This is a genomic window from Streptomyces sp. DSM 40868 (assembly GCF_011820545.1).
Taxonomy (GTDB): domain Bacteria; phylum Actinomycetota; class Actinomycetes; order Streptomycetales; family Streptomycetaceae; genus Streptomyces; species Streptomyces eurythermus.
This window is the reverse complement of record NZ_CP050504.1, coordinates 3,400,242-3,419,100: the sequence shown is the minus strand read 5'-3', so window position 1 is coordinate 3,419,100 and position 18,859 is coordinate 3,400,242. Positions and strand designations below refer to the sequence as shown.

The following is an 18,859-nucleotide window of genomic DNA, read 5'->3' as shown; positions in this document are numbered from 1 at the left end:
GCCGTCGGGTCACCCGGAGGAAGCGCGTGAGGCTGCGGACCACTTCGAAGGTCCGCACCTGGCGCGGCCGGCACCACGACGTCACCTCGTCACCGCCGCCCGGCCTTCCCCACCCTGCGGCCGGTCTCTGCCGACCAGCAGGACCAGACCCCGGCCCGGGCCCCGACGAAGCACTTCTAGGGTGTCATCGACGCCGGGCGCACTCCGGCCCGGCCCATCCGAGGGAACACCCATGTCCGACACCCACCGCCGGCCGGTCCCCACCGACCGTGCTCCCGGCCCCCGCGAGACGCCCGCCCCCGGTGAAGAGCAGCGCCTGGCCGCCACCGTCGCGGCCCATCCGATGCTCGACAGCGTCGGCGCCCTCGCGAGCCTGCTCGCGCGACTCCCTCCTGAGCTGCCCCTCTGGCTCGACGAGCACGTCCGCTGGGACCCGGACGAACGCCTGAAGCAGCAGCTCCTCACCGTCACCCCACGCATCGTCGGGGTGGCCTCGGCCGTCGAGACCGAGGACGCCGCCATGGAGCCCGGCCTGGAGCTCGGGACGGTGTGCATCCCCTTCGACAGCACCCCCGACGCCCGGGCGGCCGTGGCCGTCCGCCGGGACCTGCTGCCCGCCGACCCCTACGCCAGTGCCGAGGAGCGCCTGGAACAGGGAGACGTTCCCGGCGCGCTCGGGGACCTGGCCACCCTCCTCCAGGACATCGCCGCACTGCTCTCGGACGTCACCGACGGGTTGGAGAGGGGCTCCTCCGACACCGAGTCGCTGCGCGTCGAGGCGTCGAGGATCGGACAGGCCGCCGCGCGGATCGCCCGGCTGGCGAAGAACGGCCAGGCGAAGGACCGCGGCTGACCGGCTGCACCCGCGGCACTCGGCGGACGGGCGGACCGCAGCCCGGCAGAGGCACTTTCCTCACCCTGCGGCCGGCCTCTGCCGACCAGCAGAACCAGACCCGGAACCTGACGAAGCACTGCTGGACGCGTGACGTCCAGGGTGCCGTTCACGCGCGGGCCGGCGGTGCGATCTCGGCGATCAGGGCGCGGACGCGTTCCTCGATCTCGTCGCGGATGGGACGGACGGCGTCGACGCCCTGGCCGGCCGGGTCGGGGAGCCGCCAGTCGAGGTAGCGCTTGCCGGGGAAGACGGGGCAGGTGTCGCCGCAGCCCATGGTGATGACGACGTCGGAAGCCTGTACGGCTTCCACGGTGAGCACCTTGGGCACCTCGGCGGAGATGTCGATGCCGACCTCGGCGAGCGCTTCGGCCACGGCCGGGTTGACCGTGTCGGCCGGGGCGGAACCCGCGGAGCGCACCCGTACGCGGTCACCGGCGAGGTGGGTGAGGAAGGCGGCGGCCATCTGCGAGCGTCCGGCGTTGTGGACGCAGACGAACAGCACGGACGGCTGCCGCGGGGTGTCGGGCATGTCAGGCATGGGTGGGCTCTTCCAGTGGTGCGGGGGCGGCCGGGCCGGTGAAGTAGCGGCGCGCGTACAGGGCCACGTAGACCAGTCCGATCAGTACGGGTACTTCGATGAGCGGTCCGACGACGCCGGCCAGGGCCTGTCCCGAGGAGGCGCCGAAGGTGGCGATGGCGACGGCGATGGCCAGCTCGAAGTTGTTGCCCGCGGCGGTGAAGGCGAGCGTGGTGGCCCGCGGGTGGTCGAGCCCGACGGCCCTGCCCAGCAGCATGGACCCCGCCCACATGAGCGCGAAGTAGACCAGCAGCGGCAGCGCGATGCGGGCCACGTCGAGCGGCCGGCCGGTGATGGCGTCGCCCTGGAGGGCGAAGAGGACGACGATCGTGAACAGCAGGCCGTACAGGGCGAACGGGCCGATGCGCGGGATCAGCTCCGCCTCGTACCAGGCACGGCCCTTGAGCTTCTCGCCGACGCGGCGGGTCAGGTAGCCGGCCGCGAGCGGGATGCCGAGGAAGACCAGCACGCTGCGGGCGATCTCCCACACGCTCACGTCGAGTCCGGTCCGTTCCAGGCCGAGCCAGCCGGGCAGGACCTGGAGGTAGAACCAGCCGAGCGCGGAGAACGCGATCACCTGGAACACGGAGTTGAGCGCGACCAGGACGGCAGCCGCTTCCCGGTGCCCGCACGCCAGGTCGTTCCAGATGACGACCATGGCGATGCAGCGGGCGAGACCGACGATGATCAGCCCGGTGCGGTACTCGGGCAGGTCCGCCAGGAACAGCCAGGCCAGCGCGAACATGAGGGCCGGGCCGATGACCCAGTTCAGCAGCAGCGAAGGCAGCAGCAGGCGCCGGTCCCGCGTCACGGTGCCGAGCCGGTCGTAGCGGACCTTGGCCAGCACCGGGTACATCATCACGAGCAGGCCGAGCGCGATCGGCAGGGACACCCCGCTCACCGTCACGGTGGCCAGCGCGTCGCCGAGGCCCGGGACCAGACGGCCCAGGCCGAGGCCGACGGCCATGGCGGCGAGGATCCACACGGCCAGGTAGCGGTCGAGGAACGACAGCCGTCCGGCCACGCTCCGCTCGGGTGCGGCGGTGCTCACGAGCCGGCACCCGCCCTCTCGCCGCGGTCGGGCAGCGGGGTGCCGGCGGGGCGGGTCAGGAGGCCCGCGAGGCGGTCGGTCGTCTCCGGCAGCAGCCAGTAGTACACCCACGTCCCGCGCCGCTCGCAGTCGATCAGACCGGCCTGCCGCAGCAGCTTGAGGTGGTGCGAGATGGTCGGCTGCGACAGGTCGAAGGCCGGGGTCAGGTCGCACACGCAGACCTCGCCGCCCGCCTTCGAGGCGATCATCGACAGCAGCCGCAGCCGGACCGGATCACCGAGCGCCTTGAAGACCCTCGCCAGGTCGGCGGCCTGTTCCTCGTCCAGCGGGGCGGTCAGCAGCCCCGGGCAGCACGCGTCGGCCCCGCCGGTCCCCTCCAGCATCACAAGCTCTTGCTTTGACATACGTCTATGTTGACAGTCTTCGATCCAGCGCGCAATGTTGCATCGACGGACATCAATACAAGCGGATGGAGACTGTCATGCCCCGAGTTCAGCTCGCCCTGCGGGTCAGTGACCTGGAGGCGTCGATCGCCTTCTACTCGAAGCTGTTCGGCGCCGAACCGGCCAAGCGGCGCGAGGGCTATGCCAACTTCGCCATCGCCGAACCCCCGCTCAAGCTCGTCCTCATCGAGGGTGAGCCCGGCCAGGAGACCCGGCTGGACCATCTCGGCGTCGAGGTCGAGTCCGCCGGCCAGGTCACCGCGGCGGCCGGACGCCTCAAGGACGCCGGCCTGGCCGCGTTCGAGGAGAACGACACCTCCTGCTGCTACGCCCTCCAGGACAAGGTCTGGGTCCACGGCCCCGGCCGGGAGCCCTGGGAGGTCTACGTCGTCAAGGGCGACGCCGACACCCTCGGCAAGAGCGCCCGGGCCGAGCCGAACGGTGACGGCTGCTGCCCGGTCCGCTGAGGTTCAGGCGTTGTAGCCGCCGTGGGCGTCCAGCACCGCGCCCGTGACGTACGACGCGGCGGGGCTCGCCAGGAAGGCGATCGCCGCGGCTATTTCGTCGGGGTGCCCCATGCGTCGCAGGGACAGCGAGTTCAGCAGTGCGTTGAGGGTCTCCGGGTCCGGCGGCTGCATGCCGCCCTCCATCAGTCCGGCCTCCACGACGTTGGCCGTGATGTCCCGGGGCCCGAGGTCGCGTGCGACGCCCATGGTGTACCGCTCGATCCCGGCCTTGGTCGCCGCGTAGTCGGCGAGGCCGGGTGCGCCGACCCGGGAGCCCAGGCCGGAACTCACCGTGATGACGCGGCCGCCCGTGCGCAGCACCCGGGAGGCGGCCCGGATGACGGCGATCACGCCGAGGTAGTTGGTGGCGTGCATCCGGTCCAGCGCGGCGGTGTCGGCGTCCGGGTCGTCCACCGTGCGGCCCTGCTCCACCGAGATCGCCGCGTTGTTGACGAGGATGTCCAGGCCGCCGAAGTGCGCGACCACGTCGTCGATCAGCGCCGGCGCCCGGCTCGTGTCCGCCTGGTCGGCCTGGAAGGCGACGGCCTTGACCCCCTTGGCGAGCACCTCGTCCACGACGGCCCGAGCCCGCTCCTCGGAGCTGACGTAGGTGAAGGCGACGTCGGCGCCCTGCTCGGCCAGCAGCCGTACGGTCGCGGCCCCCAGTCCGCGCGACCCTCCGGTGACCAGGGCGACCTTGCCCGTGAGTGGCTTGCTCATTCTTCTCACCTCGTTGATCGATGCCTCGTGGCAGTCGCAACATTATTTGTTACGACAGCTTGTCGCAACCATAGGTGTTACGACAGCGTGGTCGTAGCATGAAGCGTCACGGCCGAGAGAGGGACCCATGAGCGCCAACAGCAGGCTGACCATCGCCGCCCACGCGCTGGCCTGGATCGGCCTCTATCAGCGCCAGGGCCACGAGGTCGCCACCTCCGAGCAGATCGCGACCAGCGCGAACACCAACCCGGTGGTGATCAGGCGGCTGCTCGGCGAACTGCGCAGGGCCGGGCTCGTGGAGTCCCGGCGGGGCGTGGGCGCGGGCTGGTCGCTGGCGCGCGAGCTGGAGTCGATGACCCTGCTCGACGTGTACGAGGCGGTGGAACCCGGCCCGCTGTTCGCCATGCACCGCACCACCCCGGACCAGGAATGCGTGGTGGGCCGAGGCATCCAGCCGACGATGCAGGGCATCTACGAGGCCATCGAGCAGACCCTGAGACAGGAACTGGCCCGGGTCACCCTCGCGGACGTACTCCGGGACGTACTCGCGACGGCTCGCTAGCGCTCCGGCCGTACAGGTTCACCGGGCCTTCCGGAACGGTCTCACGATCTCCCGGACCGCTTCGGCGGCGCCCCAGTCGTCGTCACCATGCGCGATCGTGCTCAGGAGTTCCCGAAGGTGCAGGACCGGCATGCGCGCCTCCCAGCCGTCCTGAAGCCCGGCGATCTCCCGATACGCGGCGAAGAAGCGGTCCGCGGCGGCCGGGCGCGGCGAGCACCACAGCATGCTGAGGTCGACCTCCGGCCAGGTGTAGGACACCGCGGGGTCGATGAGCACGGGGGCACCGTCGCCGGTGGCGACGATGTTCTCCCGCCACAGGTCGCCATGGGTCAGACAGGGGGGCTGGGGCGGGATCAGCTCGGGCAGGGACGCGCAAAGCCGTTCCAGGGCCCGGCGCTCCTCACGGTCGAACGCGGCCTCGACCAGTGGCTCCGGCAGCCAGCGCAGCACGCGCCGTTCCGCGAAGAACGCGTGGCCGTCCGTCTCCCGGGTGTTGTCCTGACGCATGCGTCCCAGCCAGCCGTCGCGGTGCCAGCCGAACCGCTCGCCGACGGTGGACGTGTGCAGGGCCGCGACCATGTGCGCGAGCTGTTCCCAGAAGCGCTCGTCGTCCCGGCGAGGCCGCATTCTTTCGAGCACGAGCAGCCGGGGAGAGACGCACAACACGTCCGGCGTGTTCACCCCTCCACGGCTGCGCAGCTCGGCCAAGCCGGCGGACTCGACTGCGAACACGTCGGAATCCGGCCCCAGTATGGTCTTCGCGAAAACCTGAGTGCCGTCCTGGAGGGTGACCAGCCCCGCGACGGCGACCACGCCACCGGTGGCCTCTTTCACCGCGGCTGCTGCATAGCCTGCTTCACGCAGCCGCTCGACAAGTATCTCCGGCGCGCTGGGCGGGTTTTGGAACGGTGCGCTCATTACTGGGCGGGTGGGAGCTGGCCCTTCTTGACGGCGGTTACGAACTCGGTCCAGCCGTTCAGGGAGAAGAGCACGGCGGGGCCGGTGACGGCTTTGCTGTCGCGGACGGGTACGTGAGCGTGGCCGCGAGCGACTTCGAGGCATTCCGATTGGCTGCCGTCGCTGTAGCTCGACTTGTACCAGCCGGTGAGGGCGGACGAGTCGGGGATGGTGCGCTCACTGCCGACCATGTACGTGTTCCTTCGCTGCGGCTCTGACGAGGGCCAGTGACTCCTGCTGCGACAACGCGTCGCTCAGCGCCAGAGCGTAAGACGTCTGACAGGAACTCACCACCGACGGATCATCGATCAGTCGCCCGGTTTCGAACGCGTCGACGTACGCCACTGGAGCGGAATCATCGAAGCTCATCAAAGTGAGCAGGCTCGTCATGAGCGAGTGCGCTCCGACCCGGTACGGAAGGACATGAAGCCGAATCCGCCGCGCCTCGGCCATGTCGGCGATTTTGTCCAGCTGTTCCCCCATGGTGTGAGGGCCACCCACCGGGCGGCGAAGCACGGCCTCGTCGAGCAGCGTCCAAATGACAGGAGCTGACGGTCCCTCAAGAATTTCGGCACGACTCGTTCGAATGACAACTTCCCTGTCAAGCTCCTCGTCTGTGTAGTTGGGGTGGTAGGCCGTGAACACGGCCCGTGCGTAACTCGGTGTCTGAAGCAACCCGGGAACGAGCGTCAGCGCGAACAACTGGATCAGCGACGCGTGTTGCTCCAGCTCGCGGGCGGCAGCGAAGCGAGGGGCGAAGTACTGGCCCTCCAAATCCTCCAGCCACCTCTCGAAAAACCCGTCCGTCCCCAACGCCTGGTCGATCCGACGGGCGTCATCCGGCTTGGGAAGCCTCCTCCCCGCCTCCCAGTGACTGATCAGCGTCGGTGAACAGACCACGATCTCGCTCAGTTGCTCCTGGGTGAGCCCGGCCGCGATGCGACGCAGCCTCAGCTCCTCCCCGTACTTCTCGCGCGGCGTCTTCGGCCTGCGGACAACGCTCATCCGGCCAACTCCCTTGGTGACAGGCGCAATGTCAACCCCCAGCCCCTGGCAGCGTAGCCACATCCGACCCCACTCTGTGAGGAAATCAGCACACAACGCAGTCACCGCAGGTGAGAAAGCAGGTCGGCATGGTTCGTCTCCTGGCCCGGCTGGTCAGGCCGTCGCGTCGGCGCCGTAGGCCGGTCACGCCCCCGCCGTACACGGACGTGTCCCCGTACTCGTGCCCGTACGTCGGCGCTCCCACGGCGTACCGCAGGGGCGAGGCACCCCTGCGCGGGGAGGACAGCCCGCTCGTCCGCCCGTATCTCGACCTGGTGGAGACCTACGCATGAACGACCGGACGTACGACGACCCGTCGGCGGACGGGCGTCTGCTGCCCTGGACCGGTGACGGGGGCAAGCCCTGCTATGTGCTGGGCGACGGCACGGGATACGTGTCCCGGCTCGCGGACCAGATCGAGAGCGTGCAGCTCGGGATGGCGGGGGAGCTGATCGACCACGCGGCCGAACTCCTCACCGAACACCGCCTGACGGACCGGGAACTGCACTACCTCGCCCGGCAGCTGGCCACATCCCTGCGGGAGGTCAAGCGCGTCGCGGAGAGCAGGGGAGCGCGGCTGCCTGTCCCTGATCCAGAATGACCGGATGATCACGCTGGAGACTCCCCGTTTGGTCCTGCGCCGCTGGCGCGAGGAGGACATCGAGCCCATGGCCGCCGTCAACGCCGACCCCGAGGTCATGCGGTGGATCCGTGACGGCAGCGTCCTCGATGAACAGCAGACGCGCGACAAGGTCCGGGCCTGGGACGCCGGGTGGGAGACAAGGGGCTTCGGCCTGTTCGCCGTGGAGGTCCGGGCCACCGGCGAGCTGGCCGGGTTCACCGGCTTCTCGGTGCCCGACTTCCTGCCGGAGGTACTGCCGGCGGTCGAGGTCGGCTGGCGGCTGGGCCGTTCCCACTGGGGGCAGGGCCTGGCCACCGAGGCCGGCGCGGCCGCCGTCCGGTTCGGGTTCGAGGAACTGGGACTGGAGCGGATCCTCAGCATCGTCCAGGTGGGCAACGAGGCGTCCGAACGGATCACGGCGAAACTCGGGATGCGCCTGGAGCGGGAGACCGTGACCCCCGCCGGCGGCCGGCGGGTCCGGGTCTTCGAGCTGTCGGCGGAGCGGTACGCCCGCACTCGGTGAGCCGCTCGCCGGGGCGACGCCTATCGCACGACGGCGAGGACGAGGCAGGCGGCGGCCAGGGCCAGGTAGGTGCCGGGGAAGGCGATGTTGTAGTACACCCGGGCACGGATGTGCGCGGCGACGGCGCCGACGAAGAAGAGGACGAGCCCTGTCGCCGCGGCGACGCCGATGACCGGGACGCCCACGAGCCCGAGGAGGAGGCCGGCGGCTCCGGCGGCCTTGAGCGCGCCGAGCCACGGGAGCCAGGCCCGCGGGACGCCGACCTCGGCCGAGTTGGCGAGGACGAACCCGGCCCGCAGGAGGTCCGCGAGGGCGATTCCGGCGTTGGCCAGGATGGTGACGGCGGTGGTGATCGCGTAGGCGGTGAACATGTGCCCCGTCTCCAGTCGAGCGCATCGTGAGTCCGGCGAGCCCGGTACTCCCCCCCACGACAAGCCTCTCCGCGCCCTTGGACGGCGTCCAATACCCGCCTCCATAACCTGTGGGCATGGATGTGGACATGCGGCTGCTGCGCTCCTTCGTCGCCGTGGCGGAGGAGGGCACCCTCACCCGCGCCGCGGAACGACTGTTCGTGGCCCAGCCGGCCCTCACCAAGCAGATCAGGCAGCTGGAGACGCAGCTCGGCGTACGGCTGTTCACGCGGTCCCGTACCGGTATGACCCTCACGGAGGCGGGCCGGGCCCTGTCCGAGCGCGTGCCCGCCCTGCTGGCCGGCTGGGACCAGGCACTGCGGGAGACCAGGGCCGCCGCCGGCCGGGCGGCCCGCTCGCTACGGGTCGGCTTCATGGCCAGCGCCGCCAACGAGGCGACCCCGCGCATCATCGCGGAGTTCACCCGGCGCCGGCCGGGCTGGCGGGTGGAGATGCGGCAGGCCGCCTGGTCGGACCCGAGCGCCGGCCTCGCGGCGGGGGAGGTCGACGCGGCCCTGCTGCGGCTGCCCTTCTCCGGCCAGGACGCCCTGCGGACGGCGGTGCTGTTCACCGAGCCCCGCTGGGTAGCCCTCCCCGAGGGACACCCCCTCGCCGCACGCGACACGATCCCCTTCCGGGACCTGTGGGACGAGCCGTTCGTGGCCGCCCCGCCCGAAACCGGCCGGTGGCGGGACCACTGGCTCGCCACCGACGAACGCGAAGGCCACCCGGTCCGCATCGGCGCCGTCACCGACCAGCCGGACGACTGGCTCAGCGCCATCGCCAACGGCTACGGCATCGCCCTCGCCCCCGCGTCCGCCGCCCGCTTCTACGCCCGCCCCGGCATCACCTACCGCCCCGTCACCGGCGTCGGCCCCAGCCGGGTCGCGGTCGCCTAGGCCGCCGCCGACGACAACGACCCCGTCGTCCAGGACTTCGTCCGCTGCTGCCTGGACGGACCCTGGGCGCAGGACGGCACCGGCTGATCACCCGGCCGGCACCGTCGCCTCAGAAGAACACCCCGCACCGCAGCAGCACGTTCGCGTACGGGCGGGCCTCGCCCGTGCGGACGATCAGCCGGGCGCCGGACGAGAGATCCTTCAGGCGCTCGTGCGGCACGTAGGCCAGGTCAGGGAAGCGGCCTTCCAGCAGGGCCGTCGCCGCCGGGTTGGCCGTGCGGACCTCCTCCGCCGCCGTGGCGCCCTCCACCACCAGTTCGGCCAGCAGGCCGTCCAGGACCTCGGCGAAGGACGGCACCCCGGCCCGGAACGCCAGGTCCACGACCCGGGGCCCGTCGGGTATCGGCATCCCCGCGTCGCACACCAGCACCCCGTGCCCGTGCCCGAGTCCGGCCAGCGCACCGGACAACTGCCGGTTCAGGATCCCCGCCTTCTTCACAGCGCCTCGACCTCCGCCGCCGTCGGGTACGACTCCTGCGCGCCCCGCCGCGTGACGGCCGCCGCACCCACCCGGGCCGCGTACGCCGCCGCCTCCGCCAGACCCGCGCCCGCGCCCAGCCGCCAGGCCAGCGCGGCGGTGAACGCGTCGCCCGCGCCGGTCGTGTCCACCGCGTCCACCTTCACCGACGGCACCAGGGCCGTCCCCGAACCGTCGCACACCAGCGCCCCGCGCGCGCCCAGCGTGACCACCACCGAGCGCGGCCCCTTGGCCAGCAGCAGCCGGGCCCAGTCCGCCGGGTCGTCGCCCACCCGGGCGTCCCCGAGGATCACCCGGGCCTCGTGCTCGTTCACGATCAGCGGGTCACAGGCCGCCAGCACCTCCGTGGGCAGCTCGCGCGGCGGCGACGGGTTCAGCACGAAGCGGCTGCCCGGCGCCAGGTTCCGCACCACCTCCACGACCGTCTCCAGCGGGATCTCCAGCTGCGCCGACACCACCCGGGAGGCGTGGAACAGGCTCGTCGCCGTCCGTACGTCCTCCGGGCGCAGCCGCCCGTTGGCGCCCGGCGACACCACGATGCTGTTGTCCCCGGACGGATCCACGGTGATCAGCGCCACCCCCGTCGGGGCGCCGCCGACCAGCACGCCCACCGTGTCCACCCCGGCCGCGCGCAGGGAGTCGAGCAGCAGCCGGCCGTGGCCGTCGTCGCCCACCCGCGCCAGCAGGGCCGTACGCGCCTGAAGCCGGGCCGCAGCGACGGCCTGGTTGGCGCCCTTGCCGCCCGGGTGCACGGCCAGATCGCCGCCGAGCACCGTCTCGCCCGCGGCCGGCCGCCGCTCCACGCCGATCACCAGGTCCGCGTTGGCCGAACCGACGACCAGCAGGTCGTAGTCGTACATCAGTTGACTCCCCTGACTCCCCTGAGAGATGACCTCGACGGGCCGCCCCGAGGGAACTCCCCGGGGCGGCCCGCCCGCTGTGGTCCGTCAGCCGGTGAAACCGGCCACGTTGTCCTTCGTGACCACCTTCACCGGCACCTTCACCGTCGGCGCCACCTTCTCGCCCCGGACCGCCTTGAGGGCGTTGTCCACGGCGATCCGGCCCAGCTGCGAGGGCTGCTGGGCGACCGACGCGTACAGCGTGCCGCCCTTGACCGCCGTCAGCCCGTCCGGGGTGCCGTCGAAGCCGACGACCTGCACCGACCTGCCCGCCTTGGAGCCGAGCGCCTTGATCGCGCCGAGGGCCATCTCGTCGTTGGCGGCGATGACGCCCTGCACGTCCGGGTGGGCCTGGAGCAGGTTCGACATCACGTCCAGCCCCTTGGTGCGGTCGAAGTCGGCGGGCTGCTGGGCCAGCACCCGGATGCCCGGGTACGCCTTCAGGCCCTTGGCGAACCCGGCCGCCCGCTCGCGCGCCGCCGAGGTGCCCGCCTGCCCCTGGAGGATGACGATCTTCCCGTGGCCGCCCAGCTTCTCGGCGACGGTCTTCGCGGCCAGCTCACCGCCGGCCACGTTGTCGGACGCCACCAGGGTGGCCACCGAGGCGTGGTTGACACCCCGGTCCACGGCGACGACGGGGATGTCCGCCTTGCCGGCGGCCTTCACCGAGTTGCCCGCCGCGTCCGAGTCCACCGGGTTGACGATGATCCCGTCCAGGTTCGTACTGGTGAAGTTCTGCAACTGGTTGGCCTGCTGGGAGGCGTCGTTCTGGGCGTCGGTCACGGTCAGGTCCACGCCCAGCTTCCGCGCCTCGGCCTGCGCGCCCGACCGGATCTGCACGAAGAACGGGTTGTTCAGGGTGGACAGGGACAGGCCCAGCCGAGGGTTCGCCGACGAGGACGAACCGCCGTGCAGCAGCGAGGTCGCGCCGACCACGGCCACGGTCACCACGGCCGCCAGCGCGTACGTCACCGCCTGCTTGCCCTTCGGCCCGCCCGCACCGGCGGCCACCGGGACGGCACCGGCCTTGCGGCGCACGGTGTCCAGCAGCACCGCCAGCGCGATCACCACACCGATGACGACCTGCTGCCAGAACGCCGAGACGGACAGCAGGTTCAGCCCGTTGCGCAGCACGGCCAGGATCAGCGCGCCGATCAGCGTGCCCGACGCCTTGCCGGTGCCGCCCGCCAGCGAGGCACCGCCGATGACGACGGCGGCGATGGCGTCCAGCTCGTAGCCGTCGGCGGCCTGCGGCTGCGCCGAGGACAGCCGGGCGGCCAGCACCACGCCCGCGACGGCGGCGAACAGCCCGGACAGGGCGTAGATCGCGAGCTTCTGCCGCTTGACCCTGAGGCCCGACAGCCGCGCGGCCTCCTCGTTGCCGCCGATCGCGTACATGGACCGGCCGATGTACGTCCGCCCGAGCACCACGGCCGCGACGAGCCCCATCACCACCATGACCAGCACCGGCACCGGCAGCCAGCCGCCGAGGGTGTCCCCGAGGTGGGAGACCGAGCCGGGGAACGCGATGGGGGAGCCCTGCGAGATCACCAGCGCCAGACCGCGCCCCACCGACAGCATGGCCAGCGTCGCGATGAACGGCGGCAGCTTGCCGTAGGCGATGAGGAAACCGTTCACCAGACCGGCGACGACACCCGTGGCGACCGCCAGGACCACCGCGAGCGCGACCGGCACCCCGTGCGAGGTGGCGCTCCAGCCCAGCATGGTCGCCGACAGCGCGGCCACCGACCCCACGGACAGGTCGATGCCCGCGGAGACGATCACGAACGTCACACCGAAGGCGAGGATGGCCGTCACGGCGGCCTGCACGCCGATGTTCAGCAGGTTGTCCGTGGTCAGGAAGTCACCCGACAGCGCCGACAGGGCGATGACGAGGACGATCAGCGCGGTGAGCGCGCCGTTGTCCAGCAGCAGCCGGCGCAGGCCGCCCGGGGCGCCACTCGCGCCCGACCTGCTCTTGAGCGTGTCAGTGGCCACGGGTGGCCTCCTTCTCGGTCTCGGTCTCGGTCTTCTCGGTGGTGGGGGTGGAGACGGCGAGGGACATCACCGCGTCCTGCGTGGCCCGGTCGGCGGGGAGTTCGCCGGCGATCCGGCCCTGGGCCATCACCAGCACCCGGTCGCTCATGCCGAGCACCTCGGGCAGATCGCTGGAGATCATCAGCACGGCGGCACCGGCGGCCGTCAGCTCGTTGATCAGCTGGTAGATCTCGACCTTGGCGCCGACGTCGATCCCGCGCGTCGGCTCGTCCAGGATCAGCACCTTCGTGTCGGCCAGCAGCCACTTGCCGATGACGACCTTCTGCTGGTTGCCGCCGGACAGCGTCCGCACCTGCTGCCCGAGGCCCGCCATGCGCACCCCGAGCTGCCCGGCGATCCGCTCGGCGGCGGCCCGCTGTCCCTTGCGGTCCACGAGCCCGGCCCGGGTGGCCTTGCGCAGCGTCACCAGCCCCAGGTTCTCCTCGACGGAGGCGTCCAGCACCAGCCCCTGCCCCTTGCGGTCCTCCGGCACGAGCCCGATCCCGGCGTCCATCGCGGCGTTCACGTCATGCCGCCGCAGCTCGGTGCCGGCCACCCGGACGACCCCGCGGTCATAGGGATCGGCGCCGAACACCGCCCGCACGACCTCGGTCCGCCCGGCGCCCACCAGGCCCGCGATGCCGACGACCTCACCGGCGTGCACCTCGAAGCTGACGTCGTGGAAGACACCGTCCCGGCCCAGCCCCTCCACGGACAGCAGCGGGGCGCCCTTCTCGGCCCGCTCCCGCGGATACTGCTGCTCGATGGACCGCCCCACCATCAGCCGGACCAGCTCGTCCTCGGGAGTGGAGGCGGGCACCTGCCCGACGCTCTTCCCGTCCCGGATGACGGTGACCCGGTCGCCGAGGGCGCCGATCTCCTCCAGGTGATGGGTGATGAACACGATCCCCACCCCGTCGGCGCGCAGCCCCCGCACGATGGCGAAGAGCTTCTCCACCTCCTCCGAGGTGAGCACGGCGGTCGGCTCGTCCATGATGAGCACGCGCGCGTTCAGGCTGAGCGCCTTGGCGATCTCCACCATCTGGAGCCGGGCGATCCCGAGGTCCCGCACCCGCGCCCGGGGCGACACGTCGACCCCGACCCGCTTCAGCAGCGTCGCGGCGTCGTCCTCCATCCGCTTCCGGTCGATCATCCCGAAGCGGCGCGGCTGCCGCCCGAGGAAGATGTTCTCGGCGACGGTCAGATCGGGCACCAGGTTGAACTCCTGGTAGATGGTGGCGATCCCGAGCCGTTCGGCGTCCTGCGCCCCGTGGACGCGCACCTCCTCACCGCCCACCAGAATCCGGCCGGCGTCGGGGGTGTAGGCACCGGAGAGCATCTTGATCAGCGTGCTCTTGCCGGCCCCGTTCTCACCGAGCAGCACATGGACCTCGCCCCGGCGCAGATCGAAGTCGACGCCGTCGAGCGCGACCACGCCGGGGAAGGTCTTCCGTATGCCCTCGATGCGCAGCAACTCGTCCGGGTTGCTCACGTCGTGCTCCTTTGCACTGGGGAGGGGGTGGGGGGCTCACCGCACGAGCGGCGTACGACGAGCCGGGCGGGCAGCGTGACGGAGCGCGGGGTACGCCCCTCGATCCGGTCGACCAGCGCGCGTACGGCGGCCCGCCCCAGCTCACCGGTGGGCTGGGCGATCGCGGTGACCGGCGGATCGGTGTGCACGAACCACGGGATGTCGTCGAACGCGGCCAGCGCGATGTCGTCGGGCACCCGCAGACCGCGGGCGCGTACGGCGTCCAGCGCGCCGAGCGCCATCAGGTTGTCGGCGGCGAAGACGACGTCGGGCGGCTCGGGCAGATCCAGGAACCCCTCGGTGACCCGCCGCCCGCTCTCGGCCTGGAAGTCGCCCTGGCCTATGCGGGCGTCGGGCAGCGGCAGCCCGTACTCGGCGAGGGCGGCCCGGAAGGCCTCGACACGCTCACTGCCGGTGGTGGTGGCGGCGGGCCCGGCGATGATGGCGAGCCGCCGGTGCCCGAGGCCGTACAGATGCGCCACGAGATCCCGTACGGCGGCCCGCCCGTCGGCCCGTACGACGGGCACGTCCACGCCGGGGATCCACCGGTCGACGAACACCATCGGGGTCCCCGCCCGAGCGGCGTCGAGCATGAGCGGCGACCCGCCGTCCGTAGGCGACACCAGCAGCCCGTCGATCCGCCGGTCCAGCAGATTCCGTACGTGGTGGTCCTGCAACTCGGGCCGCTCGTCGGCGTTCCCGATGATGACGCTGTACCCGAGCGCGCGGGCCTCTTCCTCGACGGACCGCGCCAGTTCGGTGAAGTAGGGATTCAGCACGTCGCTGATGACGAGCCCGAGGGTGTGGGTCTGATCGGTCCGCAGGGACCGGGCGACGGCGTTGGGCCGGTACCCGAGGGCGGCCACGGCGGCCAGCACCCGCTCGCGGGCGTCGGCGCTGACGGACGGATGGCCGTTCAAGACGCGTGACACGGTGGCCACGGACACCCCCGCCGAAGCGGCGACATCCTTGATGCTCGCCATCGCCGGCTCCACCTCCTCGTGGAATCGATTACATCCCTGCGGTAGGAGGATTGGAAACGATTACACGGGGCGGGGGCAAGGGGGTGGGGTTGGCCGAAACCCAATCGTGACCGTGCGGCGGGTGACGGAGTGACCGGCGCGGAAGGAGCCGCCACCCGGCCGGGACCGCCGACGCGCAGGCGGGTGGAGCGGACGCGCAGGTGGGCGGAGCCGGAGCGCACCCAGACGGATCGACAGAAATGAAAAAACGCTCTCCGTAACGTTTTCCGGATGCCGCGTTCACTCTTTTGCCGCGCATCTGGAGGAGAGGGGGTGGCGTTAGCCCGAATATGACGACGACGAGGTTCCACGGCCTGCTGCACCGGGACACGGGGAAGGATAGCCAGTCGACGGGCAGTTTGCTGACATTCAGTCCAACAATGCACCCACCTGGCGGAGTCGGAGCCCCGCTCGAGGCGCGCGAAGATCACGTGCGCGCGGTGGGGGCGCTGCTCGACGAATTCCTCGTTCTGCTGGAGGCGGTCCAGAGGGAACTCGACGAGCGATGGAGCGCTCAGAAAAACACCGGCGACACCGTCTGACGGGGGAGGATCCTTATGACCCAGAAATATACTGGCTCACCTTTTACGCACCCGGAATGGTACGCGGACGCGGCCCCGTACCCCCGGGGCGACGTGCTGGTGCCGCCGGACGCCTACTGGGACCCGGCGGAAGAACTCGCCAACCTGCTGCAGGGCACCACGCCGCTGGAGCAGACGGCCGCCACGGTCCCCCCACCGCGCACCGAGCCCGCACCCGGCGTCGACTTCGCGGGGACGACGCACCGAAAGAGGCGCGTCCCGAGAAATCACATCAAGTGGATGCGGGCCGGCAGCTTTGTGATCGCCGCGTTCGTGTCCGTCCTGGTGGCGATGGTCAGCGTATTCGGCGGAATTGCGGCGTACGGCCCCCTGCGAAATGCCACCCCGGGCGTGAACGGCGGAATGATCGCCTGGTGGCCCCTTCTCGTGTACGGCCCCTGGATGGCGGCGTCTCTCTCCATCCTGCGAAATGCCCTGCATCAGCGCCGGGCTGTGCACTCGTGGTGCATCGTTGTGCTGTTTTCCTCGGTCGCGATGATCCTGTGCGTAGCCCAGGCCGACCGAACGGTCACCGGAATCGCAGGGGCCGCGCTCCCGGCGTTCGCGTCCCTGGCCTGCTTCCAGCAATTGATCCGCCAGATCACCTTGACGCTGCCCCAGAGCCAGGAAAAACCCCGGCACGGCAGATAACGCAGAACCGTTGCGCCAGCCACCCGGGCCGGACCGGCAGAGGCCAGACCACCACCCACCTCAGGGCCCGTAAGACCTCCGCTGTGCCACCCTCACTTTTGGAATGGCTGGTCCAGAAATGGTGAGCCATGGCCGCGCGGGCCGGCTTGATGTTCACACCACACGAACCCGCGGCCATGGACACACCACGGCTTGTTCGCGAAGGAGGGTCAGACCCGGTCGAGGGGCCGATGCGGCTCGTCCGGAAGCTCCACCGTGATCGTGTCACCGGGGCGCACCACGCCGCCCACCTGGACGACGCTCATGATTCCGGCCTTGCGCACGACGTTCCCGGCCTCGTCACGGCCGACGACCTTCTTCAGCAACCCGTCCTGGAAGTTGTCGATCTGCAGGCAGGGATTACGCAGGCCAGTAACCTCGACGATCGCCTCGTCGCCGATGTGCAGCAGCGTCCCGACCGGCAGGCTGAGCAAGTCGATGCCGCTCGTGGTGATGTTCTCGCCGAGTTCGCCGGGCGCCACCTTGAATCCGTCTTCGCCGACTTCGGTGAAGAGCTCCTCGTGAATGAGGTGGACCTGGCGCAGATTCGGCTGGGTGGGGTCCTGCGCGACACGCGAGCGGTGCTTGACCGTGACGCCGGCGTGCACGTCCCCCTCCACCCCGAGCCCGGCAAGCAACGTGATGCTGGGCCTGTTGGGCTTGGTAAAGGAGTACTCGCTGTTGCTGCTGACCGCCGTTACCGTTCCGCTCATCCCGCGGTCCCCCTTCTCGGTGGTGATGAAGCGTCACGACCCTAGCCCGCGACCCTCAGCGCGCAGCACTCCGCGATCAACGCGAGGCAGGCCGTTGAACGGCCGGGGGAGCCGACCAGGCTCCCTGACGGCGAGAACGCACCACTCACTCCCACCCACCGCAAGCCGCCGCACGCACCCGGCGTGCATGCGAGAAGCGACCGCGCCCCCGGCCGACAGAACCACGAAGCCCACCCGAGGGCCCGGCCACCGGCCCGGCCCACCGCTCCTCCGGGCCGCTCGCTCGCTTCTACCCAGGGCTGGAGCGAGGTGTGTCAAGGGTGGCCCGCAGGGCCATCGCCGAAGGCGACGCGCAGCGCCCTTGACTCACCTCGCGGAAGCCCGACACTGCCCAAGAAGCGAGCGGCCCAACGGCCACGTGCTCACTCGCCGGCGAACAACTCCGCGGCGTCCGTAGCGTGAACGGCTCGCTGGGCCCACACCTCGAGCCGATCGAGGTCCTCGCAGGCGAGTACTCGCTCACGGACGGAGTCGGGCACCGGGATGCCACGCCACTCCAGAATGCGGGGGATCATCTCCTTCCAGCCCTCGACGAGCCCTTGCTTCCGCGCCTGTTCCAGACCTTGCCTTCGCCCTTCCTCACGCACCTGCTCGGCAAGCGGGTGCCGCCAGAAGTACTGGATCGCCATCGTCAGGTCTTCCCTCACTCGCAGGCGAACAACTCCACCGCATCCGTTGCGTGAACGGCTCGCTGGGCCCACACCTCGAGCCGATCGAGGTCCTCGCAGGCGAGTACTCGCTCACGGACGGCGTCAGGTACCGGGATGCCGCGCCACTCCAGGACGTGGAGAGTCATCTCCTGCCGGTCCTGAAGGCGCCCCTGCTCCCTCCCTTCCTCTCGCACCTGCTCGGCAAGCGGGTGTCGCCAGAAGTACTGGACAGCCGTCATCAGATCCCTCCGCATCTGCTTCGCCTGGGGATCGACCAGGCATGAGTCGACGAACTGCGCGAAGACCGCGGCACTGTCGGAGTCGATGGTCCGCAGGGCGGATGCCAGGGATTCCAGTATGGCCATCGCCCCCGGCCCACGCCCGTGTGTCATCGCCGACAGCACCGCGAGCGTGGGATCCGCCTCCGCCTGCTTCTCGTCCGCGATCACCGGCACGTTGTCCGGCCCCAGCACCAACGGCCGCACCGACAACGAGTGCCAGCCCGGGAAACCCAGCCGGATCGGCCGCGAGGCCCACTTCGCCGTGGAGCTGCTCTGCGTGATCACGATCAGCACCGGCTCGCAGCGGTACTTCTCGTACAGGTACGACAGGTAGTACGGCTAGCTGCCCCGCTTCCGCTCGTCCGCCTTCCCCTGCGACTCCACGACCAGCAGGTACGTACCCTCGTCCGTCTCCGCCCGCAGCAACGTGTCCACCCGGCGCTCGACCGGCTCGATCTCCGTCAGGTCCACGTTCAGCGCCGCGATCTCCCTGGGCCGGGGAAACGGCACGTGCAACACCCGCTGCAACGCCCGCGTCAGCAGCTCCGGGTCCTTCTGGAAGATCCGGTGCAGCGCCTCATGCGACGAGCCGACCATCAGCTCTCCTTTCGTACGGCCTGCTCAACGAGCCAGGCCGCCGAGAGGTCG

Annotated in this window: 24 protein-coding genes and 1 pseudogene; 9 read left to right on the top strand and 16 right to left on the bottom strand. The window is 70.8% G+C overall.

Annotation, left to right across the window (positions count from 1 at the left end; genetic code table 11):
* Nucleotides 1–232: 232 nt before the first annotated feature.
* Entirely contained in the window at nt 233–853 is a 621-nt protein-coding gene (locus HB370_RS15420) for a hypothetical protein (RefSeq protein WP_051815647.1), read from the top strand.
* 148 nt (nt 854–1,001) lie between these two features.
* Here the strand turns inward: HB370_RS15420 and HB370_RS15415 are convergent, their stop codons facing one another.
* Genes HB370_RS15415 through HB370_RS15405 form a run of 3 tightly spaced genes read right to left on the bottom strand, consistent with a single transcriptional unit; the run spans nt 1,002 to nt 2,927 of the window.
* The gene (locus tag HB370_RS15415) at nt 1,002–1,424 is read right to left on the bottom strand and encodes an arsenate reductase ArsC (protein ID WP_030782292.1); all 423 of its coding nucleotides are present in this window, start codon (nt 1,422–1,424) and stop codon (nt 1,002–1,004) included.
* A gap of 1 nt (nt 1,425) precedes the next feature.
* Nucleotides 1,426–2,523, bottom strand: coding sequence for an ACR3 family arsenite efflux transporter (gene arsB, locus HB370_RS15410; protein WP_030782290.1), 1,098 nt, complete (start codon nt 2,521–2,523; stop codon nt 1,426–1,428).
* Nucleotides 2,520–2,927: a metalloregulator ArsR/SmtB family transcription factor gene (locus HB370_RS15405; protein ID WP_030782288.1), complete on the bottom strand. Its 408-nt coding sequence runs from the start codon at nt 2,925–2,927 to the stop codon at nt 2,520–2,522. The genes arsB and HB370_RS15405 overlap by 4 nt, the downstream gene beginning before the upstream one ends.
* Nucleotides 2,928–3,004: 77 nt before the next feature.
* On the opposite strand from HB370_RS15405, the gene HB370_RS15400 reads away from it, so the two are divergent.
* The gene (locus tag HB370_RS15400) at nt 3,005–3,433 is read left to right on the top strand and encodes an ArsI/CadI family heavy metal resistance metalloenzyme (RefSeq protein ID WP_037701559.1); all 429 of its coding nucleotides are present in this window, start codon (nt 3,005–3,007) and stop codon (nt 3,431–3,433) included.
* Between the two features lie 3 nt (nt 3,434–3,436).
* Here the strand turns inward: HB370_RS15400 and HB370_RS15395 are convergent, their stop codons facing one another.
* The gene (locus HB370_RS15395) at nt 3,437–4,192 is read right to left on the bottom strand and encodes an SDR family oxidoreductase (protein WP_030782284.1); all 756 of its coding nucleotides are present in this window, start codon (nt 4,190–4,192) and stop codon (nt 3,437–3,439) included.
* A 127-nt stretch (nt 4,193–4,319) separates the two neighbouring features.
* Between HB370_RS15395 and HB370_RS15390 the strand changes: the two genes are divergently transcribed.
* Entirely contained in the window at nt 4,320–4,754 is a 435-nt protein-coding gene (locus HB370_RS15390; RefSeq protein WP_030782282.1) for an Rrf2 family transcriptional regulator, read from the top strand.
* 18 nt (nt 4,755–4,772) lie between these two features.
* Here HB370_RS15390 and HB370_RS15385 read toward each other — a convergent pair whose 3' ends face one another.
* The 3 genes from HB370_RS15385 to HB370_RS15375 are packed head-to-tail and all read right to left on the bottom strand — an operon-like array spanning nt 4,773 to nt 6,716.
* Nucleotides 4,773–5,672: a fructosamine kinase family protein gene (locus tag HB370_RS15385; protein WP_030782280.1), complete on the bottom strand. Its 900-nt coding sequence runs from the start codon at nt 5,670–5,672 to the stop codon at nt 4,773–4,775.
* Nucleotides 5,672–5,902: a DUF397 domain-containing protein gene (locus tag HB370_RS15380; RefSeq protein ID WP_030782276.1), complete on the bottom strand. Its 231-nt coding sequence runs from the start codon at nt 5,900–5,902 to the stop codon at nt 5,672–5,674. The genes HB370_RS15385 and HB370_RS15380 overlap by 1 nt, the downstream gene beginning before the upstream one ends.
* Nucleotides 5,889–6,716, bottom strand: coding sequence for a helix-turn-helix transcriptional regulator (locus HB370_RS15375; RefSeq protein WP_030782272.1), 828 nt, complete (start codon nt 6,714–6,716; stop codon nt 5,889–5,891). Before HB370_RS15375 ends, HB370_RS15380 begins: the two co-directional genes overlap by 14 nt.
* A 128-nt stretch (nt 6,717–6,844) precedes the next feature.
* Between HB370_RS15375 and HB370_RS15370 the strand changes: the two genes are divergently transcribed.
* From HB370_RS15370 to HB370_RS15360, 3 genes are read left to right on the top strand one after another with little or no spacing between them, the layout of a single operon-like run.
* Complete coding sequence (locus HB370_RS15370) at nt 6,845–7,048, top strand: hypothetical protein (RefSeq protein WP_157855566.1); 204 nt, start codon at nt 6,845–6,847, stop codon at nt 7,046–7,048.
* Nucleotides 7,045–7,356, top strand: coding sequence for a hypothetical protein (locus tag HB370_RS15365; RefSeq protein WP_030782266.1), 312 nt, complete (start codon nt 7,045–7,047; stop codon nt 7,354–7,356). The genes HB370_RS15370 and HB370_RS15365 overlap by 4 nt, the downstream gene beginning before the upstream one ends.
* 4 nt (nt 7,357–7,360) lie before the next feature.
* The gene (locus tag HB370_RS15360; RefSeq protein WP_078637514.1) at nt 7,361–7,900 is read left to right on the top strand and encodes a GNAT family N-acetyltransferase; all 540 of its coding nucleotides are present in this window, start codon (nt 7,361–7,363) and stop codon (nt 7,898–7,900) included.
* 20 nt (nt 7,901–7,920) lie between these two features.
* On the opposite strand, the gene HB370_RS15355 is transcribed toward HB370_RS15360, so the two are convergent.
* Nucleotides 7,921–8,271, bottom strand: coding sequence for a DoxX family protein (locus HB370_RS15355; RefSeq protein ID WP_030782260.1), 351 nt, complete (start codon nt 8,269–8,271; stop codon nt 7,921–7,923).
* Nucleotides 8,272–8,387: 116 nt separating this feature from the next.
* Here HB370_RS15355 and HB370_RS15350 point away from each other — a divergent pair, with 116 nt between their 5' ends.
* Complete coding sequence (locus HB370_RS15350) at nt 8,388–9,209, top strand: LysR family transcriptional regulator (protein ID WP_078637513.1); 822 nt, start codon at nt 8,388–8,390, stop codon at nt 9,207–9,209.
* Nucleotides 9,210–9,318: 109 nt separating this feature from the next.
* Here HB370_RS15350 and rbsD read toward each other — a convergent pair whose 3' ends face one another.
* The 5 genes from rbsD to HB370_RS15325 form a co-directional block, all read right to left on the bottom strand.
* Nucleotides 9,319–9,708: a D-ribose pyranase gene (gene rbsD, locus HB370_RS15345; protein ID WP_030782257.1), complete on the bottom strand. Its 390-nt coding sequence runs from the start codon at nt 9,706–9,708 to the stop codon at nt 9,319–9,321.
* A complete protein-coding gene (locus tag HB370_RS15340) occupies nt 9,705–10,607 on the bottom strand; it encodes a ribokinase (RefSeq protein WP_030782254.1) in 903 nt (300 codons plus the stop codon). The genes rbsD and HB370_RS15340 overlap by 4 nt, the downstream gene beginning before the upstream one ends.
* Before the next feature lie 87 nt (nt 10,608–10,694).
* Nucleotides 10,695–12,644: a substrate-binding domain-containing protein gene (locus tag HB370_RS15335; RefSeq protein WP_030782253.1), complete on the bottom strand. Its 1,950-nt coding sequence runs from the start codon at nt 12,642–12,644 to the stop codon at nt 10,695–10,697.
* Nucleotides 12,634–14,175, bottom strand: a complete 1,542-nt coding sequence (locus tag HB370_RS15330) for a sugar ABC transporter ATP-binding protein (RefSeq protein ID WP_030782252.1) — start codon at nt 14,173–14,175, stop codon at nt 12,634–12,636. Before HB370_RS15330 ends, HB370_RS15335 begins: the two co-directional genes overlap by 11 nt.
* Nucleotides 14,172–15,197 (bottom strand): LacI family DNA-binding transcriptional regulator, encoded by a 1,026-nt coding sequence (locus HB370_RS15325; protein WP_030782251.1) that lies wholly within the window; start codon nt 15,195–15,197, stop codon nt 14,172–14,174. Before HB370_RS15325 ends, HB370_RS15330 begins: the two co-directional genes overlap by 4 nt.
* Nucleotides 15,198–15,526: 329 nt before the next feature.
* Here HB370_RS15325 and HB370_RS15320 point away from each other — a divergent pair, with 329 nt between their 5' ends.
* Together HB370_RS15320 and HB370_RS15315 are read left to right on the top strand one after the other, a co-directional pair.
* The gene (locus HB370_RS15320) at nt 15,527–15,778 is read left to right on the top strand and encodes a hypothetical protein (protein WP_030782250.1); all 252 of its coding nucleotides are present in this window, start codon (nt 15,527–15,529) and stop codon (nt 15,776–15,778) included.
* A gap of 15 nt (nt 15,779–15,793) precedes the next feature.
* On the top strand, nt 15,794–16,468 hold the full coding sequence (locus HB370_RS15315; RefSeq protein WP_244405531.1) for a DUF2637 domain-containing protein: 675 nt from the start codon (nt 15,794–15,796) through the stop codon (nt 16,466–16,468).
* A 209-nt stretch (nt 16,469–16,677) separates the two neighbouring features.
* On the opposite strand, the gene HB370_RS15310 is transcribed toward HB370_RS15315, so the two are convergent.
* The 3 genes and pseudogenes from HB370_RS15310 to HB370_RS15300 all read right to left on the bottom strand — a co-directional run bounded on the left by HB370_RS15310 (nt 16,678) and on the right by HB370_RS15300 (nt 18,808).
* Nucleotides 16,678–17,220, bottom strand: coding sequence for an MOSC domain-containing protein (locus HB370_RS15310; RefSeq protein WP_030782246.1), 543 nt, complete (start codon nt 17,218–17,220; stop codon nt 16,678–16,680).
* Nucleotides 17,221–17,642: 422 nt separating this feature from the next.
* Nucleotides 17,643–17,909, bottom strand: coding sequence for a hypothetical protein (locus HB370_RS15305; protein ID WP_078637524.1), 267 nt, complete (start codon nt 17,907–17,909; stop codon nt 17,643–17,645).
* 14 nt (nt 17,910–17,923) lie between these two features.
* Nucleotides 17,924–18,808 (bottom strand): annotated as a pseudogene (locus tag HB370_RS15300) (hypothetical protein).
* Nucleotides 18,809–18,859 lie beyond the last annotated feature (51 nt).

Coding starts and splice junctions, on each gene's coding strand:
- HB370_RS15420 (WP_051815647.1), top strand. CDS start 233: ATGTCCGACACCCACCGCCGGCCGGTCCCCACCGACCGTGCTCCCGGC.
- HB370_RS15320 (WP_030782250.1), top strand. CDS start 15,527: ATGACGACGACGAGGTTCCACGGCCTGCTGCACCGGGACACGGGGAAG.
- HB370_RS15360 (WP_078637514.1), top strand. CDS start 7,361: ATGATCACGCTGGAGACTCCCCGTTTGGTCCTGCGCCGCTGGCGCGAG.
- HB370_RS15400 (WP_037701559.1), top strand. CDS start 3,005: ATGCCCCGAGTTCAGCTCGCCCTGCGGGTCAGTGACCTGGAGGCGTCG.
- HB370_RS15370 (WP_157855566.1), top strand. CDS start 6,845: ATGGTTCGTCTCCTGGCCCGGCTGGTCAGGCCGTCGCGTCGGCGCCGT.
- HB370_RS15315 (WP_244405531.1), top strand. CDS start 15,794: ATGACCCAGAAATATACTGGCTCACCTTTTACGCACCCGGAATGGTAC.
- HB370_RS15325 (WP_030782251.1), bottom strand. CDS start 15,197: ATGGCGAGCATCAAGGATGTCGCCGCTTCGGCGGGGGTGTCCGTGGCC.
- HB370_RS15350 (WP_078637513.1), top strand. CDS start 8,388: ATGGATGTGGACATGCGGCTGCTGCGCTCCTTCGTCGCCGTGGCGGAG.
- HB370_RS15375 (WP_030782272.1), bottom strand. CDS start 6,716: ATGAGCGTTGTCCGCAGGCCGAAGACGCCGCGCGAGAAGTACGGGGAG.
- HB370_RS15415 (WP_030782292.1), bottom strand. CDS start 1,424: ATGCCCGACACCCCGCGGCAGCCGTCCGTGCTGTTCGTCTGCGTCCAC.
- HB370_RS15305 (WP_078637524.1), bottom strand. CDS start 17,909: ATGGCGATCCAGTACTTCTGGCGGCACCCGCTTGCCGAGCAGGTGCGT.
- HB370_RS15340 (WP_030782254.1), bottom strand. CDS start 10,607: ATGTACGACTACGACCTGCTGGTCGTCGGTTCGGCCAACGCGGACCTG.
- HB370_RS15355 (WP_030782260.1), bottom strand. CDS start 8,271: ATGTTCACCGCCTACGCGATCACCACCGCCGTCACCATCCTGGCCAAC.
- HB370_RS15385 (WP_030782280.1), bottom strand. CDS start 5,672: ATGAGCGCACCGTTCCAAAACCCGCCCAGCGCGCCGGAGATACTTGTC.
- HB370_RS15380 (WP_030782276.1), bottom strand. CDS start 5,902: ATGGTCGGCAGTGAGCGCACCATCCCCGACTCGTCCGCCCTCACCGGC.
- HB370_RS15395 (WP_030782284.1), bottom strand. CDS start 4,192: ATGAGCAAGCCACTCACGGGCAAGGTCGCCCTGGTCACCGGAGGGTCG.
- HB370_RS15390 (WP_030782282.1), top strand. CDS start 4,320: ATGAGCGCCAACAGCAGGCTGACCATCGCCGCCCACGCGCTGGCCTGG.
- HB370_RS15310 (WP_030782246.1), bottom strand. CDS start 17,220: ATGAGCGGAACGGTAACGGCGGTCAGCAGCAACAGCGAGTACTCCTTT.
- HB370_RS15365 (WP_030782266.1), top strand. CDS start 7,045: ATGAACGACCGGACGTACGACGACCCGTCGGCGGACGGGCGTCTGCTG.
- HB370_RS15405 (WP_030782288.1), bottom strand. CDS start 2,927: ATGTCAAAGCAAGAGCTTGTGATGCTGGAGGGGACCGGCGGGGCCGAC.